We start from the raw sequence: 15,294 nt of genomic DNA, 5'->3' as shown, positions 1-15,294 counted from the left end.
GGAGATGCTGAGGACCCCGCGGGGGGAGATGCTGAGGACCCGCGGGGGAGTTACTGAGCGCCCCGCGGGGAGATACCGAAGACCCGCGGGGCGAATACTGAGTGCCGCCCGAGCACCTACTCAGCCGAGGGCAAGGGCGAGGCCCAGGGCGAGGGCGAGGGCGAGGCGAGGGCGAGGGCCAGGGCTAGGGCCAGGGCGAGGGCGCGGATTAAGGCCGGCTCGTGAGGTAGCCGCCCATGGTGGTGAAGTACTCGTGGGCGGCCAGCTCGGTGCCGTCCTCCGTGCGTACCTTGGTGATCAGTAGTGCTTTGCTGCGGCCGCGACGGGCCTCGGCGCCGGCGACCACCGCGACCCCGTCGCCCTCGCGGTAGAAGATGCGGCCAGGGGTGCCGCCGTAGACGGCCTCGGAGACGCGCGCGGAGATGATCTCCAGGCGCTGCCGTTTGTGGAAGCAGAAGGCCTGCGGATACGGCGCTGACTGGGCACGGACCAGGCGGGACAACTCCTCGGCGGTCCAGGTCCAGTCGATGCGGATGTCTTCCTCGGACCGTTTGTGGAAGAAACTGGCCTTCGAGCGGTCCTGGGGGACGAAGTCGCGGCGGCCACTGGCGATCTCGGCGAGGCCGTCGACGGTGATCGGGCCGAAGAGCTCCAGCGTCTTGTGGAACAGATCGGTGGTGGTGTCCTCGGGGCCGACCGGGACGGCGCGCTGCAGGACGATCGGTCCGGCGTCGAGGGTGTCGTCCATCATGTGCGCGGTGACGCCGACCTCGGGTTCGTTGTTGAGCAGGGCCCAGATCAGGGGCGAGAATCCCGCGTACGCCGGGAGCAGCGCATCGTGCACGTTGAGCGTCCCGAAAGCCGGCAGTGTGAAGATGCGCGGCGGGATCCACGTGCGCCAGTTGGTGGCGACGATCACGTCCGGCGCGACCTGTTTGAGGGCTTCGTAGAGCTCCTCGTCGTCCGGCCGTTCGCGGACCATGACGGGCACGCCGGCCTCGCGTGCGAGTTCCTCGACGGAGTCCGACCAGACTTTCTCGTAAGCACCTTCACCGCGTGGGTGGGTTACCACCATGGCGACGTCGTGCTCCGAATCCAGCAGGGCTTGCAGGGTTCGGTGCCCCCACGTCTGGAAGCCGAACATGACGACCCGCATGAATATCTCCTCATCCGACACCGTGGACTTGAGCGTCTGGGCTTAGGTTAGGCTAACCGAAATCCGGGGTCAGAACGGCCCCGCCGTGGAGGGACGGACATGTCTGAACCTGAACTCGATGTCGTGGGGATCGGCTTCGGCCCGTCCAATCTGGCCTTGGCTCTCGCAGTGTCGGAACATAACGGCGCCGGCGGTTCCCCGGTCTCCACACAGTTCCTCGAGCGACAGGCCTCCTTCGGATGGCATCGCGGGATGCTGCTCGACGACGCCACCATGCAGGTCTCGTTCCTCAAGGACCTGGTGACCCTGCGCAACCCCACCAGCGAATTCAGCTTCCTGCGCTACCTGCACAGTCGCGGACGGCTGATCGACTTCATCAACCACAAAAACCTGTTCCCGCTGCGTGCGGAGTTCCACGACTACTTCACGTGGGCCGCCGAGCAGGTCGCCGACCAGGCCGCCTATGACGCGGAGGTGCTCTCGGTGACCCCGGTCGAGGACGCCCGCGGTGAGGTCGGCGCGGTCGACGTACTGTCCCGTCAGGGCGGCAGGCTCACCACCCACCGGGCCCGCAACCTGGTCATCGGCACTGGCCTGCGCCCCCGGCTGCCCGAGGGTGTCACCGCCTCCGACCGGATCTGGCACACCAGCGACCTGCTGCACAAGCTCCCGCTCGTACGAGGAACCCGCCCCCGCCGTTTCATCGTCGTGGGCGCCGGGCAGAGCGCGGCCGAAGCCGTCGCCACCCTGCACACGGAATTCCCCGAGTCCGAGGTCTGCGCGGTCTTCTCCCGGTACGGCTACTCGCCGGCCGACGACAGCTCCTTCGCCAACCGCATCTTCGACCCGGACGCGGTCGACGAGTTCTTCAGCGCCCCCGAGGAGGTCAAGCGGCAGCTGATGGACTACCACAGCAACACGAACTACTCGGTCGTCGACATCGACCTCATCAACGACCTCTACCGCCGCCAGTACCAGGAGAAGGTCCTCGGCCGCGAACGCCTCCGCATGATCAACGTCTCCCGCATGACGAGCGTCGCGGACGGCCCGTCGGGCGCGGTTGCCAGCATCCAGTCCCTGGTGACGGGCGAGACCAGCACCCTCGAAGCGGACGTGGTGGTCTGCGCGACGGGCTACCACCAGGCCGACCCGTACGCCGTGCTCGGTGACGTGGCCGCCCTCTGCCACCGTGACGCCCAGGGCAGGCCGAAGGTGGAGCGTGACTACCGCGCGGCGACCGACCCGCGCCTGCGGGTAGGCATCTACCTGCAGGGGGGTACGGAGCACACGCACGGCATCACCTCAGCGCTGCTCTCCAACACGGCGATCCGCGTCGGCGAGATCCTCGACTCGGTGGTCACCCGTCGCGCGGCTCCGGCACTGATCGCGGCCTAGTGGTCACCCTCGCGCGGCTCCGGCGCTGATCGCGGCCCAGTGGTCAGAACCGCGCGTGTACCCGGGTGCACGCGGCAGCGTGCCGATCGCCTAGCTCGTCGACGAGCGCGAGGAGGGTGGCGCGGTCCCCGGCGGGGTTCCGCACCACCCTCAATGCGTGCGTCACGTATCTGCCCGGCGTGGCAGGGGTAGCTGGGCAGGGGTAGTTGCGAGGAATGCTGCGCAGGGGTAGCCGCGAGGAATGCTGCCGTAAATGTATGCACTGTGCAGGCGTTCCGGGCTGAAGCATCTCGGCGATGCTCGTACGCGTCGCGACGACGACCGGCTCGAAATCGGCTGGGACGCGGTCGAGGTTGCCCTCGCGGGGGATTCGGGCTGGTTCGGGCGCGGGCGTGATGGTCCATCCGTGTGCTCCGCGACGGCAAAGTTTATCGTGACGACCCGGTCACGGAGCGAGATTTGCTGGTCAGCGGGGGTCTGCCGGCAAAGGTTCGCAGAATGCATCGGGCATCGGCAGGCGTCGAAGCAACGTAACGAGCGTTAGGTGTCCGGCCTGCGGTTTTCCGGCGCAAGGGGGTGAAGATCGACCTAACTTCCAATGTCGACTCATACGTTCAGACGAACTGCGTTCACGGATGTTGTTCTTGGTCGTCACTCAGAGGAAACTCAGCCCTCGCGTTGATCCCTCCCCCTCGACGCTCAAGGACGTGTGATGACCCACCCCCACGAAACCGTCTCCTCGACCCCGCGAAAGCGAAGTCCCCTTCCCTGGGTGCTTCTCGCGGTCTTCATCGTCGCCCTCGGCGTGGTGCTCGTGCCGCGTCTGATCGGCGACGACGCCCAGGCCCCGGCACCTGTCGCCGAGTCCGAGGCCGACCCGCTGCTCACCGCGGTCAGCAAGTGTGACCAGGGCAAGCAGCAGTTCCTCAAGCTCTCCAACAAGAACAAAACGCTGTCCGTGAGCGGCGCCGGGAAGAAGTTCCCGGTCGGTCTCAGCGAGGACGGCCTGAACTGTGTGTTCAGCACGCTGAGCATCCCGGGCGCCCTCAGCGACCGGATGACCACCACGGTCGCCGCCGACGGCAAGCTCGAAGGTGACTGGCCCGGCTTCAGCGTCACGTGGACCAACGACCCCGACAAGGGCCTCGACTTCAGCGTCACGCAGACCGACTGACCTTCGGCCAGGAACAAGCAAGCAGGCGCGAAGCAGCAGGAACGACGCAGGCCGGCTCACTGCCGGCCTGCGTCATTTCATGGGCTTACAGCGACAGCGTCGCGGTGAGACGTGGATCGTCGAGGGCATGGGCGGCAGTGATCGCGTACGCCCCCGGGACCGTGTGCCAGCCCTCGTCCCAGACCTGCCAGGTCCGTTCGGGCAGCGGGATCCGCACGGTGACCGTCTCGCCCGGGTGCGCCGTGACCGGGACGAAACCGGCGAGCCAGCGTTGCGGGCGGCCCGGCAGCACACCTCGCGGACCGACACCTGAGGGTGCTTCGCCGCTCGGGCCCGCGTACACCTGGACGATTTCACGGCCTGTGCGTGCGCCCGTGTTCGTCAGGGTGACCACAGCCTCGGTCGCGGTTACCGCGAGTGTCTCGTAGGTCCAGGTTGTATAGCCCAGCCCGTGCCCGAACGCGTACAGCGGTGGCACGCCGGTGAGGTCCCAGGCGCGATAGCCGATCATGACGCCCTCGTCGTAGGAGACGACCCCGTCACGGGGCTGGACCGCGAAGATCGGGCAGTCCTGTTCCCGGCGCGGCCAGGTGGCCGGCAGTCGTCCGCCGGGTTCCTGGACGCCGAGCAGCACGTCGGCTAGCGCTGCGCCCGCTTCCTGGCCGGGGAACCAGGTGAGCACGATCGCCGCGACGTCGTTCGCCCAGGGCAGGAGCACGGGCGAGCCGGCGTTCACCACGACGATGGTGCGGGGGTTGGCCGCGGCGACGCGTACGACCAGCTCGTCCTGCCGGCCCGGCAGCGCCAGTGACGTGCGGTCGAAGCCCTCGGACTCGACCTGTTCGGTGGTGCCCACGACCACGATCGCGACATCCGATTCGCGGGCCAGTGCCACCGCCTCGTCGATCATGCCGTCGGCGGAGACCCTGGGACCCTGGTGACCGAGCGTCGCGGAGACCGTGTGCGCCAGCCCCGGCTGGATGGTCTGCCGCAGCACCACTTCCACGGGTACGCCCGAAGCCAGCCCGACGATCGCCCGATGCTCACGCGGCGACAGCAGCAGGTCGGCCCGTCCCGTGCCCGGGGGATGCAGCGTCCCCACATAGAGATTGTGCCCGTCGACCACCAGCTCGAAGCTGCCGAACCCGGAAACCGCGAACGTGTGCTCGCCGGATTCCGAGGGGGTGAACATGGTCCGCAGTTCGAGCCCGGTCACCTCTGCCGGGGCGATACCGCCGGGCAGGTCACCGATCCACCGAACCGCCGCCGCCGGAACCTCGAATGCATGCAGCACCTCGTTCCTACCTGCCGAACCGGCGTCCTTACCGGTCAGAACAACTTCAGTGGTAAGTGCGAGGGCAGGAAGGAACGGCCGCGGATCGGCACCGACGGCGTGCACGACGTCGACGCCCGGCAGTGCGCGGCTCAGCCCCTCGAACGGGGAGATGACGTGCGGCGGGGTCACCTGCGCGCTGCCGCCGCCGAGGACCCGGGCGTCGGTGGCGAGCGCCCCGATCACCGCGATCTTCGTCAGCGCCGCGGCTTCGAGTGGAAGCGCGTGGTGCTCGTTACGCGCGAGCACGAACGAACGGGCGGCCAGATCGTGCGCCACCGAGTCGCCGTCGAGCTGCTCCACGTACGGTTCCGTGGCAGCGCCCAGGGCACCGACGCGGGCAGCGAGCCGCAGCACCCTGCGTACCTTGTCATCGATCAGGTCTTCAGCCACCTCGCCGGCGCGAACCGCCGCGACCAGCCTGTCCCCCCACGGGTTCTCCAGGGCGGGCATGGCGATGTCGAGACCTCCGAGCGCGGCACCCACCGTGTCCCTCGCCGCGCGCCAGTCGGAGATGACGACCCCGTCGAAGCCCCACTCATCCTTGAGGACGTCCGACTGCAGCGGCCCGTTCGACGCCATCGACAGCCCGTTGACGCCGTTGTACGCGCTCATCACGCCCCAGCCGCCGGCCTGCACGACCCGCTCGAAAGGCGCCAGGTAGACCTCGCGCAGCGCGCGCTCGCCGATACGTACGTCGACGGTCATCCGCTCGGTCTCGAAGTCGTTGCCGACCAGATGCTTCACCGTCGTGCCCACGCCGTGCTCCTGGACGCCGAGCACAAAACCTGCCGCGATCTCGCCGGACAGCAGCGGATCCTCGGAATAGCACTCGAAGTGCCGCCCGCCCAGCGGCGTGCGCTGCAGGTTCACCGTGGGTCCCAGCAGCACGTGTACGCCCTTACGCCGCGACTCCTGGCCGAGTAATCGACCCGCCGTACGCGCCATCGCGGGGTCCCACGTCGCGGCGAGCGCGGTGGGGGACGGCAGGGCGATCGAGGGGTCGTCCGGCGCCCAGCCCGTGCCGCGTACGCCGATCGGCCCGTCGGACATGACCAGCGAGCGCAGCCCGATGCGCGGTATCGGGGGCAGTGACCAGAAGTCCTGCCCCGCGAGCAGCGACACCTTCTCCTCGAGGGTCAACTGCTTGACCAGTTCATCAGTCATGGAAGCGCTCCCATCCGTGGTAACGGGCATGATCCTACGTACGCGTAAGTCGCCGCTCTAGGATCATCGCGGTGACCTCCGAACGCTTGATCCTCGCCCAGCGACGCCTCGAACGGGCAGCCCGACGTGCCCAGGCCGACGGAAGAGTGCCCGCGCTCTCCGCCGCCCTGTACCGCGCGGACCGTGACCCGTGGACATTCACCGTCGGTGACTCCGGCAACGAGGCCCACCCGCTGGACGACGACAGCCGCTTCCGCATCGGATCGGTCACCAAGACATTCACCGCGGTGCTGGTCCTGCAGGCCCGCGACGACGGCCTGCTCGACCTCGACGACCCCATCTCCGAGCACCTCGACGTCCCCGCCCACGGCACGGCGACGATCCGCAGCCTGCTCTCGCACACCGCCGGCTTCCAGCGCGAACCGCACGGCGACGTCTGGGACACCCTCATCGCCCCCGGCGACCGGCAGCTCCTCGACGACCTCGCCCGGGCCGAGCGCGTACTGCCCAACAACCGCCGCTTCCACTACTCCAACCTCGGCCTGGCCGTCCTGGGCCAGCTCGTCGCCGGACTGCGCGGCGGCACCTGGGCCTCGGTCCTGCGGGAACGCATCCTCGAACCGCTCGGTCTCACCGCGACCACCGTCGAGCCCACGGACGACGCGGCCGTCGGCTACCTGGTCGACGCCTACTCCGACACCGCCCGCCCCGAACCGCAGCTCGAGCTCGGCGGAGCATCCCCGGCCGCCCAGATCTGGAGCACCGCGGGTGACATGGCCCGCTGGGCGGCGTTCCTGACCAGCCCCGACATCATCGACCCCGGCGCACACGTGCTCGCCCCGGCCAGCCTCGACGAGATGCGCTGGCCGCTCACCACCACCGACGAGACGCTCTGGTCCGGCGGCTTCGGCCTCGGCCTCATCCTGGTTCCGCAGGGCAAGCGGGTCGTGCACGTCGGCCACGACGGCGCGATGCCCGGCTTCCTTGCGGGGGTCTACGGCCGCCGCGGTGGCGAGGGCAACCCGGGTGCGCTCGGCGCGGCGGTCCTCGGTTCCTCGGGAACGGCCGGTGAGATCAACGACCTGGTCCACGAACTGCTGCGGATCGCGGTGGAGGAGGACCCGGCGGAGATCCAGCCGTGGAAGCCGGGCCCGGCGGCCCCGCCGGAATACCGCTCGATCCTGGGCCCGTGGTGGAGCGAGGGCATGCAGTTCGTCTTCGCCTGGCACGACGGCACGCTGCAGGCCCGCGGTGCCGAGGCTCCGGTGGACCGCCCACCGGCGATTTTCAGGCCACTTCCCGAGAACCCCGACCTTCTGCGTACGCTCTCCGGCCGCGAAGCCGGCGAACTGCTCCGCCTGACCCGCGACGGGGACGGTGTGGTGGTCCGGATGCACTGGGCGACGTACCGCTTCACCCGCGTCCAGGAGACCTTCGACAACATCCCCGTCTCGTACGGCCCCGACGTCTGAGCCGCATTGATCTTCGTTCGCCCCCGATCCCGCACGAGCTGGGGCCCCGATCCCGCACGAGCCGGGGCCCCGATCCCGCACGAGCTGGGGGAGAGCCTCGACACAGCGGCACGGAAACCGGCGGTAATGGCCTCGGCGAGGTCGTGCCCGAGCGGATACGATGGCACCCGATCCTTACGCGCCGCCGTCCAGGCGGAGACGAGACAGAGAGCAGGTGGCGTAGGCCGTACGGCCGCCCCTATGACCGGCACCGAACACAGCAGCGCTGCCGCTCGGGTCCAGACCAGGATCTCGGTCGCTGACCCGAAGATCATGGTCAACCTGCTCGGCCCCAAGGACGAGATCCTCCGGCTCGTCGAGCGCACCCTCGTGAGCGACGTGCACGTGCGCGGCAACGAGATCACCATCACCGGAGCTCCGGCGGACAACGCCACCGCGGAGCGGCTCTTCTCCGAGCTCATCGAGCTCATCGAGAAGGGCGAGACGCTCACCGTCGACGCCGTGCGCCGCACAGTCTCGATGCTGGAGCAGAACACCACCGAGCGGCCCGCCGAGGTCCTCACCCTCAACATCCTGTCCCGGCGCGGACGCACCATCCGCCCCAAGACCCTCGGCCAGAAGCACTACGTCGACGCCATCGACGAGAACACGATCGTGTTCGGCATCGGCCCCGCCGGTACCGGCAAGACGTACCTCGCCATGGCCAAGGCCGTGCAGGCCCTGCAGGCCAAACAGGTCAGCCGGATCATCCTCACCCGCCCGGCCGTCGAGGCCGGCGAGCGCCTCGGCTTCCTCCCGGGCACGCTCAACGAGAAGATCGACCCCTACCTGCGCCCCCTGTACGACGCCCTGCACGACATGCTCGACCCCGAGACCATCCCCCGCCTCATGCAGGCGGGCACGATCGAGGTCGCCCCCCTGGCATACATGCGGGGACGCACGCTGAACGACGCGTTCATCATTCTCGACGAGGCGCAGAACACGACTCCCGAGCAGATGAAGATGTTCCTGACCCGGCTCGGGTTCGGCGCGAAGATCGTGGTGACAGGTGACGTCACGCAGGTCGACCTGCCCGGCGGGACGACCAGCGGGTTGCGCATCGTGCGGGAGATCCTGAAGGGCGTCGAGGACGTGCACTTCGCCGAGTTGTCGTCGTCCGACGTGGTCCGGCACCGGCTGGTCGCGGAGATCGTCGACGCGTACGCCCGGTACGACGCCGAGCTGGAGCAGTCCGACCAGCAGCCCGTGCGTGCGGTGCCCGGCCGGCCCAACCGCAGGCGTTGACGCTCCGGAAACACCGGGAAGCGCACAATAAGAGCGGGACAACTTCAGACGTAACGGCCCGGACCGGTTGTCTACCGGCCCGGGCCGCGCCACCAACACCTTCACCGCCGGGTCCACCGGCGATGGGACCGATCGAATCAGGGGTAAAGCACCACATGTCCATCGAGATCGCCAACGAGTCGGGAGTCGAGGTCGAGACCGACGCGATTCTCGCGGTGGCCCGGCACGCACTCGAGGAGATGGGGGTCAACCCGCTCGCCGAGTTGTCGATCCTGCTCGTCGACATCGACTACATGACCGAGCTCAACCATCGGTGGATGGGTAGCGACGGCCCGACCGACGTGCTCGCCTTCCCGATGGACGAGGGCAGCGTCGACCACGGCCCCGGTGAGGCCGGCACCGGCGAGCCCGCACTGCTCGGTGACATCGTGCTCGCCCCCGAGGTGGCCGCGAAACAGGCCGTCACCGCCGGTCACTCGGCAGCCGACGAGCTCCACCTGCTCACCGTGCACGGTGTGCTGCACCTGCTCGGTTACGACCATGCCGAGCCGGACGAAGAGCGCGAGATGTTCGCCCTGCAGGCACGACTGCTGCAGAGCTGGCGCTCCGGGCGGCGGACCGGCGGTTAGCCGATGGACCCCTCTTCAGCACTACCGACCCTGACACCCGGCTACCTGCTGGCCGAGGGTGCCGCCGCGGGGCTGCCCGACGTTCAGCTGATCGTCTACGCGGTCATCCTGGTCTTCCTGGCCGGGCTGGCGTCGATGACCGATGCCGCGCTCGCCACCGTCTCGTCCGCGCGGGCCGCGGAGATGGCCCGTGAGGGTCAGCGCGGCGCCGCGGCGCTGGCCGCCGTCGCCGGGGACGTCGTCCGGCACCTGAATCTTCTTCTGCTGCTCCGGCTCATCTGCGAGCTGACCGCGACGACCCTGGTCGCGCTGGTCGCCGTCGACAGCTGGGGCGTCGGCTGGCGGGCCGCGCTCGTCACCGCCGGTGCGATGACGCTGGTCAGCTTTGTCGTCGTCGGGGTCGCGCCGCGCACGGTCGGGCGCCAGCACGCGTACGCAGTGGGTAAGGCCACCGCGCCGCTCGTGCGGTGGATCGGGCGGGTGCTCAACCCGCTGGCGTCGCTGCTGATTTTGATCGGTAATGCCGTCACGCCCGGTAAGGGCTTTCCCGAGGGACCGTTCGGCAGCCAGGTCGAGCTGCGCGAGCTGGTCGACCTCGCCGAGCAGCGTGGCGTCGTGGAGCACGGCGAGCGCGAGATGATCCACTCGGTGTTCGCGCTGGGTGACACGATCGCGCGCGAGGTGATGGTTCCGCGTACCGAAATGGTGTGGATCGAGGCGCCGAAGACGCTGCAGCAGGCGCTCTTCCTGTTCCTGCGCTCCGGTTTCTCGCGGATCCCGGTGATCGGCGAGAGCGTCGACGACGTGCTCGGCGTGCTCTATCTGAAGGACGTCATCCGGCGCACCCAGAACGGCGACCCCGAGGCCCCGGCCATCGCGGTCGCCGAGCTGATGCGTTCCGCGACGTTCGTGCCGGAGTCCAAGCCCGTCGACGATCTGCTCTCCGAGATGCAGGCCGCCCGCACCCACCTCGTGATCGTGGTCGACGAGTACGGCGGCACGGCGGGCCTGGTCACGATCGAGGACATCCTCGAGGAGATCGTCGGCGAGATCACCGACGAGTACGACGTCGAGCGCCCGCCGGTCGAGCACCTGGACGACGGCGCGGTGCGGGTCACCGCCCGGCTGCCGATCGAGGACCTCGGCGAGATCTTCGGCGTGGAACTGCCCGCGGACGAGGTCGAGACCGTCGGCGGCCTGCTCGCCCAGACCCTGGGCCGGGTGCCGATCCCCGGTGCGACCGTCGACGTCGGCGGCCTGCACCTGATCGCGGAAGGCACGACCGGCCGCCGCAACCGCATTGACTCGGTGCTCGTACGTCGCATCGAGACGCCGTCGGACAACTCCGACGGCGAAGAGAACGCCCCCGAGACCGAGGAAAGACAGCACGCCGATGCCTGACCAGACCATTCCTGCTCCAACCGCGGACACCCAACTCAGTGCGGAGGACGCGAAGCTGGTCACCCTGGCCCGCGGAGCCCGCGCCCGGGTGGGTGCCGCCGAGGGAGCATCGGTACGCGACCAGGACGGCCGCACCTATGCCGCGGCGACGGTGTCGCTCCCGAGCCTGAAACTGACCGCGCTCCAACTCGCGGTGGCGTCCGCGGTGGCCGCCGGTGCCAGCACGATCGAGGCCGCAGCGGTGACCACCGAGGCGGACACCCTCGACGAGCCGGGCCGCGCAGCCGTCCGGGACCTGACGGCCGACGCGCCGATCCACGTCGCGGGCCCGACCGGCACGCTGCTGGGCACGGTGACCCGATGACCGATCCGGATCGGCAGCTCACTGCCGGAGAACGCAACGCCCAGCGCCGCCGCGAGCGTGCCGCCGCCAAGCGTGAGCAGGCCATCGAGGCGGGCCAGCGCGGGTCGGCATCGTCCACCCGCGGCGCCGGCGTGCCGAAGGGCCGCTCCGGTGCGGGCAAGCGCGGTGCCGGCTCGGGTTCGGCCTCTTCCGGCTCGGGCGGCTTCGGCTCGGGCGCCGGCAGGCGTGGCGAGGGCGGCGAGGCTGGTGGCGACGCCGGTGCCGGTGGTCGTCGTGGTGTCGGGATGGGCAAGCGTGGCGCGGCCACCAGCAAGTCCGGGTTCGGTGCCTGGGGCCGCGCGACGACCACGGGCAGCACAAGGAGCGGGCGGGGCGCTGACGCCGACGGGCGCCGGGTGGCCGGCCGCGACGGAAGCGCGCGACCCGGTGCTGGTGCTGCCGGGCGCGGTGCTGACGCCGATGGACGCCGGGTTGCTGGGCGTGACGGAAGCGCGCGGCCTGGTGCTGGTGCTGCCGGGCGCGGTGTTGCCGAAGGCGGCAGCGCTGGGCGTGGTGGCGCGCGGAACGGCCCCACCGAGCGCAGCGGTGCGGCCGGACGTGGCGTCGCCGAGGCAAGCGGCGTCGGGCGCGGTGGTGCTGGGCGTGCCAAGGCTGACGGCACCGCAACGCCTGCTGCCAAGGCTGACGGCATCGCAACGCGTGCTGCCAAGGCTGACGGCGCCGCAACGCGTGCTGCTGTTGCTGACGGCGGCGCGGCGCGTGGTGGCGCGGCGCGGGGCGGAGCTGCGCGGGGTGGTGGCAAGGAGCGGAGCAGTGAAGCGAAGCGGCGGCCGGTGGCGGTTGAGCCGCTGGTCGAGGGTGCGTCCGGCGCGGAACTGCCCCCGAGCCGCGATGTTCCCCAGGACAGTTCGGCGCCTGTTGCGCGTACCGAGAAAAAGCGGCATCGGCACAAGGTGGCGACGCCGACGAAGCCTGTTGATGATGTTTATCGCGCCGGTTTTGCGTGTTTTGTCGGGCGGCCGAATGCGGGTAAGTCGACGCTGACCAATGCGATTATCGGACAGAAGATCGCGATCACGTCGAATAAGCCGCAGACCACGCGGCACGTCATCCGGGGTGTGCTGCACAAGGAGAATTCCCAGCTCGTGCTGGTGGATACTCCGGGACTGCACCGGCCGAAGACGTTGCTGGGTGAGCGGCTCAACGACCTCGTGCGTGAGACGTGGAGCGAGACCGACGTGATCGGCATCTGCTTCCCGGCGGACGAGGCGGTCGGGGCCGGGGACCGGTTCATCTCTGCCGAGATGGCGGAGCTCAAGGCGACCGTGATCGCAGTGGTGACCAAAGTTGACCTGGTGGGACCGGCGTTGCTCGCGGAGCGGTTGCTGGCGGTGAGCAAGTTGTATAACTTCGCGGATATTGTGCCGGTGAGCGCCGTTTCGGGGCATCAGGTCGACAACCTGGTCGATGTGCTGGTGAGTCATCTGCCCGAGTCGCCGGCTCTCTATCCGGACGACGTGCTCACCGAGGAGCCCGAGCAGGTGCTGATCGGGGAGCTGATCCGCGAGGCCGCGCTGGAGGGTGTGCGCGACGAACTGCCGCACTCGATCGCCGTGCTCGTCGACGAGATGATCGTCGAGGGGAACACCACGAAGATCTATGCGAACCTGTACGTGGAGCGGGACAGCCAGAAGTCGATCGTGATCGGGACCAAGGGTGCGCGACTCAAGGATGTCGGCACCCGGGCCCGGGCCGAGATCGAGGCGCTGCTCGGCCGGAAGATCTATCTTGACCTGCATATTCGTGTGGCGAAAGAATGGCAGCGCGACCCGAAACTCCTGCGTCGTCTGGGATTCTAGGTAGAGGTTCAATCCAAACGGATTTGTGGAGTTGTTCACGACGGTTTGCAATCTCGATGGCTGGCTATATAGCCATCTACTATGCGGAATCGGTACCTGGACCTGTTGCGAGCCATCGCGATAGTTCGCGTGGTGGTCTACCACTGCACGGGCTGGGCGGCGCTCACCATCGCCCTGCCCGCGATGTCGGTGATGTTCGCGATGGCCGGTTCGCTGATGGCGGCCTCGATCGACAGATCGGGGCCGCTCGCCGTTGAGCGCCGGTTGCGCAGGTTATTGCCGTCGTTCTGGGTGATGTCGGCGATCGCGGTGCCTGCCATGCTGCTCAGCGGCCTGGCCTGGGACTGGAAGGTCCTCTACTGGGGCTTCCCGCTGCAGGACCCGCCGGCGAACTGGTGGGGCGCGATGGCCCTGAGCGCGACCTGGTACCTGCGGGACTTCCTCTGGTTCGTGCTGCTGTCGCCGCTGGTCCTGCCGATCTTCCGGCGCTTCCCGAAGATCGCGGTCCTGGTGCCGTACGCGGCGCTCGTGGTGATCACTTTCTCCGGGGTGACCGTTCACCCCATCGTGCACGATGCGGCGCTCTACGGCGGTGCGTGGCTGCTCGGGTTCGCCCATCACGACGGGATGCTGCGCAAGATCAACCGCAGGGTCCTCGTCGGCGCGGCCGGGGTGCTCGCCGCGGCCGGCGCGGCCTGGTTCCTCACCCATCCCGGACCCCGCGGGTACGACCTGAACGACATCCCGCTCGGCAACGCGCTCTGGTCCGCGGGGTTCGTCCTGATCGCCCTGGGGTTCGCCCCGGTGGCCACCGCGGCGCGCTCCGGCAGGCTCGTGACGATCCTGAACGCCCGCGCCCTGACGATCTACCTGTGGCACGTGCCGATCATCGTGGGCGTCACCAAGTGGGGTGAGGCGCACGGGCTGCCCACCCGCGGCTGGGACGGCATCAGCTGGCGGCTGGTCGTGGTCGGCACCCTGGTAACCCTCGCCGTGCTGCTCTTCGGCTGGGCCGAGGACGCCGCGGGAGACCGCCCCCTGCGCCTGCTCCCGGGCAAGAAACCCCGCAACGCCCCGATATCACCCGCCGTGCCGAGCGTCGCGGTAACGGCTGGGAACAAAGCCGGCTGAACCGGGCCCGACTGAACGGTGCCGGCTGAACCGGGGCCTGCTGACTAGAACGCGGTGACCTTGATGTTGCCGCTGCCCGTGGTGACGCTGATGGAGTTCGTGGCGGCCGGGCTGTTGGTCAGGTTGCTCTCGACCTCACCGGAGCCGACCTCGCTGCGGAACCGGTAGCTGCCGGTCGGGACGAGCAGTTCGACGTTGCCGCTCGACGCGTTCGCGGTGACCGAGGCGGGCTGGACCAGGTGCAGTTCGACGTTGCCCGATCTGGCCTCGGCGGTGATCGGCTTGCCACCGGTGATCTCCAGGCCCTCGACGTTGCCCGAGGTGGTGTTCAGCGTGGCCGGGCCGCTGAGCGCGTGCGCCATGATGTTGCCGCTGGTCGACTCCGCCCTGACCTCCCCGGCGATGCGCTGCAGGTAGATCTCACCCGAGTTCACGCTGATGTCCGCGGTGCCGACGTCGACGAGCGAGATGTTGCCGGAGTGCAGTTCGCCGGTGACCTTCACCCCGGCGGGCGCCTCGATCTCGTACGACACCCGGCAGTTCATGCCGCAGCTCGTGTCGACCTTCAGGGTGCTCCCCGAGATCGAGTACGACTGGCCGGGGTCGCGCCCGTCCGTGCGTACGATCCGCTTGATCCGTGTTTCGGTGATCGCGGCGGTCTTGACCGACACATCCCCGCTGGAGCCGGCCACCACGATGTCGGTGACCTTGACCTTCTCGGTGTCGTCGTAGGTCAGCTTGGCGCTGAGGCCGCGGTCGCACCCGGCGAGCGAGGCCGCCGCCGCAGCGGCGATCAGGGTGATGGCACCGGTACGCCGGATCAGGCTCGCGTTCATAAGAGAGACGCTATGAGTACGGGTACCCGCGCGGCTATCGGTCCCTCCACTGACCTGTCCCCGAGATGACCCTGAGATCCGCCTAAGGGTCTG

12 protein-coding genes are annotated in these 15,294 nt (G+C 69.0%); 9 read left to right on the top strand and 3 right to left on the bottom strand.

Features of this window, described 5'->3' with window-relative positions:
• Positions 1-208 precede the first annotated feature (208 nt).
• Positions 209-1,156 carry a methionyl-tRNA formyltransferase gene (locus tag Ahu01nite_RS37040; RefSeq protein ID WP_203841389.1) on the bottom strand — a complete coding sequence of 316 codons (948 nt, stop codon included), beginning with the start codon at positions 1,154-1,156 and terminating at the stop codon, positions 209-211.
• A 99-nt stretch (positions 1,157-1,255) separates the two neighbouring features.
• Here Ahu01nite_RS37040 and Ahu01nite_RS37035 point away from each other — a divergent pair, with 99 nt between their 5' ends.
• Together Ahu01nite_RS37035 and Ahu01nite_RS37030 are read left to right on the top strand one after the other, a co-directional pair.
• On the top strand, positions 1,256-2,551 hold the full coding sequence (locus tag Ahu01nite_RS37035; protein WP_203841388.1) for a lysine N(6)-hydroxylase/L-ornithine N(5)-oxygenase family protein: 1,296 nt from the start codon (positions 1,256-1,258) through the stop codon (positions 2,549-2,551).
• Between the two features lie 772 nt (positions 2,552-3,323).
• Entirely contained in the window at positions 3,324-3,725 is a 402-nt protein-coding gene (locus Ahu01nite_RS37030) for a hypothetical protein (protein ID WP_203841387.1), read from the top strand.
• An 85-nt stretch (positions 3,726-3,810) separates the two neighbouring features.
• Here Ahu01nite_RS37030 and Ahu01nite_RS37025 read toward each other — a convergent pair whose 3' ends face one another.
• The gene (locus Ahu01nite_RS37025; RefSeq protein WP_203841386.1) at positions 3,811-6,225 is read right to left on the bottom strand and encodes a beta-glucosidase family protein; all 2,415 of its coding nucleotides are present in this window, start codon (positions 6,223-6,225) and stop codon (positions 3,811-3,813) included.
• A 71-nt stretch (positions 6,226-6,296) separates the two neighbouring features.
• Between Ahu01nite_RS37025 and Ahu01nite_RS37020 the strand changes: the two genes are divergently transcribed.
• The 7 genes from Ahu01nite_RS37020 (at position 6,297) to Ahu01nite_RS36990 (ending at position 14,365) form a co-directional block, all read left to right on the top strand.
• Complete coding sequence (locus Ahu01nite_RS37020) at positions 6,297-7,697, top strand: serine hydrolase domain-containing protein (protein ID WP_239159441.1); 1,401 nt, start codon at positions 6,297-6,299, stop codon at positions 7,695-7,697.
• Between the two features lie 240 nt (positions 7,698-7,937).
• The gene (locus Ahu01nite_RS37015; RefSeq protein ID WP_203841385.1) at positions 7,938-8,981 is read left to right on the top strand and encodes a PhoH family protein; all 1,044 of its coding nucleotides are present in this window, start codon (positions 7,938-7,940) and stop codon (positions 8,979-8,981) included.
• A 155-nt stretch (positions 8,982-9,136) separates the two neighbouring features.
• Positions 9,137-9,610 (top strand): rRNA maturation RNase YbeY, encoded by a 474-nt coding sequence (gene ybeY / locus Ahu01nite_RS37010; RefSeq protein WP_203841384.1) that lies wholly within the window; start codon positions 9,137-9,139, stop codon positions 9,608-9,610.
• Between the two features lie 3 nt (positions 9,611-9,613).
• Complete coding sequence (locus tag Ahu01nite_RS37005; protein WP_203841383.1) at positions 9,614-11,011, top strand: hemolysin family protein; 1,398 nt, start codon at positions 9,614-9,616, stop codon at positions 11,009-11,011.
• The gene (locus Ahu01nite_RS37000) at positions 11,004-11,375 is read left to right on the top strand and encodes a cytidine deaminase-like protein (protein WP_203841382.1); all 372 of its coding nucleotides are present in this window, start codon (positions 11,004-11,006) and stop codon (positions 11,373-11,375) included. The genes Ahu01nite_RS37005 and Ahu01nite_RS37000 overlap by 8 nt, the downstream gene beginning before the upstream one ends.
• Positions 11,376-12,328: 953 nt before the next feature.
• Positions 12,329-13,234 (top strand): GTPase Era, encoded by a 906-nt coding sequence (era, locus tag Ahu01nite_RS36995; RefSeq protein WP_203841449.1) that lies wholly within the window; start codon positions 12,329-12,331, stop codon positions 13,232-13,234.
• A gap of 81 nt (positions 13,235-13,315) precedes the next feature.
• Entirely contained in the window at positions 13,316-14,365 is a 1,050-nt protein-coding gene (locus Ahu01nite_RS36990) for an acyltransferase family protein (RefSeq protein WP_203841381.1), read from the top strand.
• 44 nt (positions 14,366-14,409) lie between these two features.
• On the opposite strand, the gene Ahu01nite_RS36985 is transcribed toward Ahu01nite_RS36990, so the two are convergent.
• The gene (locus tag Ahu01nite_RS36985) at positions 14,410-15,201 is read right to left on the bottom strand and encodes a DUF4097 family beta strand repeat-containing protein (protein ID WP_203841380.1); all 792 of its coding nucleotides are present in this window, start codon (positions 15,199-15,201) and stop codon (positions 14,410-14,412) included.
• Between the last annotated feature and the right edge of the window lie 93 nt (positions 15,202-15,294).

The organism is Winogradskya humida (assembly GCF_016862215.1).
Taxonomy (GTDB): Bacteria; Actinomycetota; Actinomycetes; order Mycobacteriales; family Micromonosporaceae; genus Actinoplanes; species Actinoplanes humidus.
Note: the sequence above shows the minus strand (reverse complement) of the source record. Positions and strands in the feature narration are given on the sequence as shown.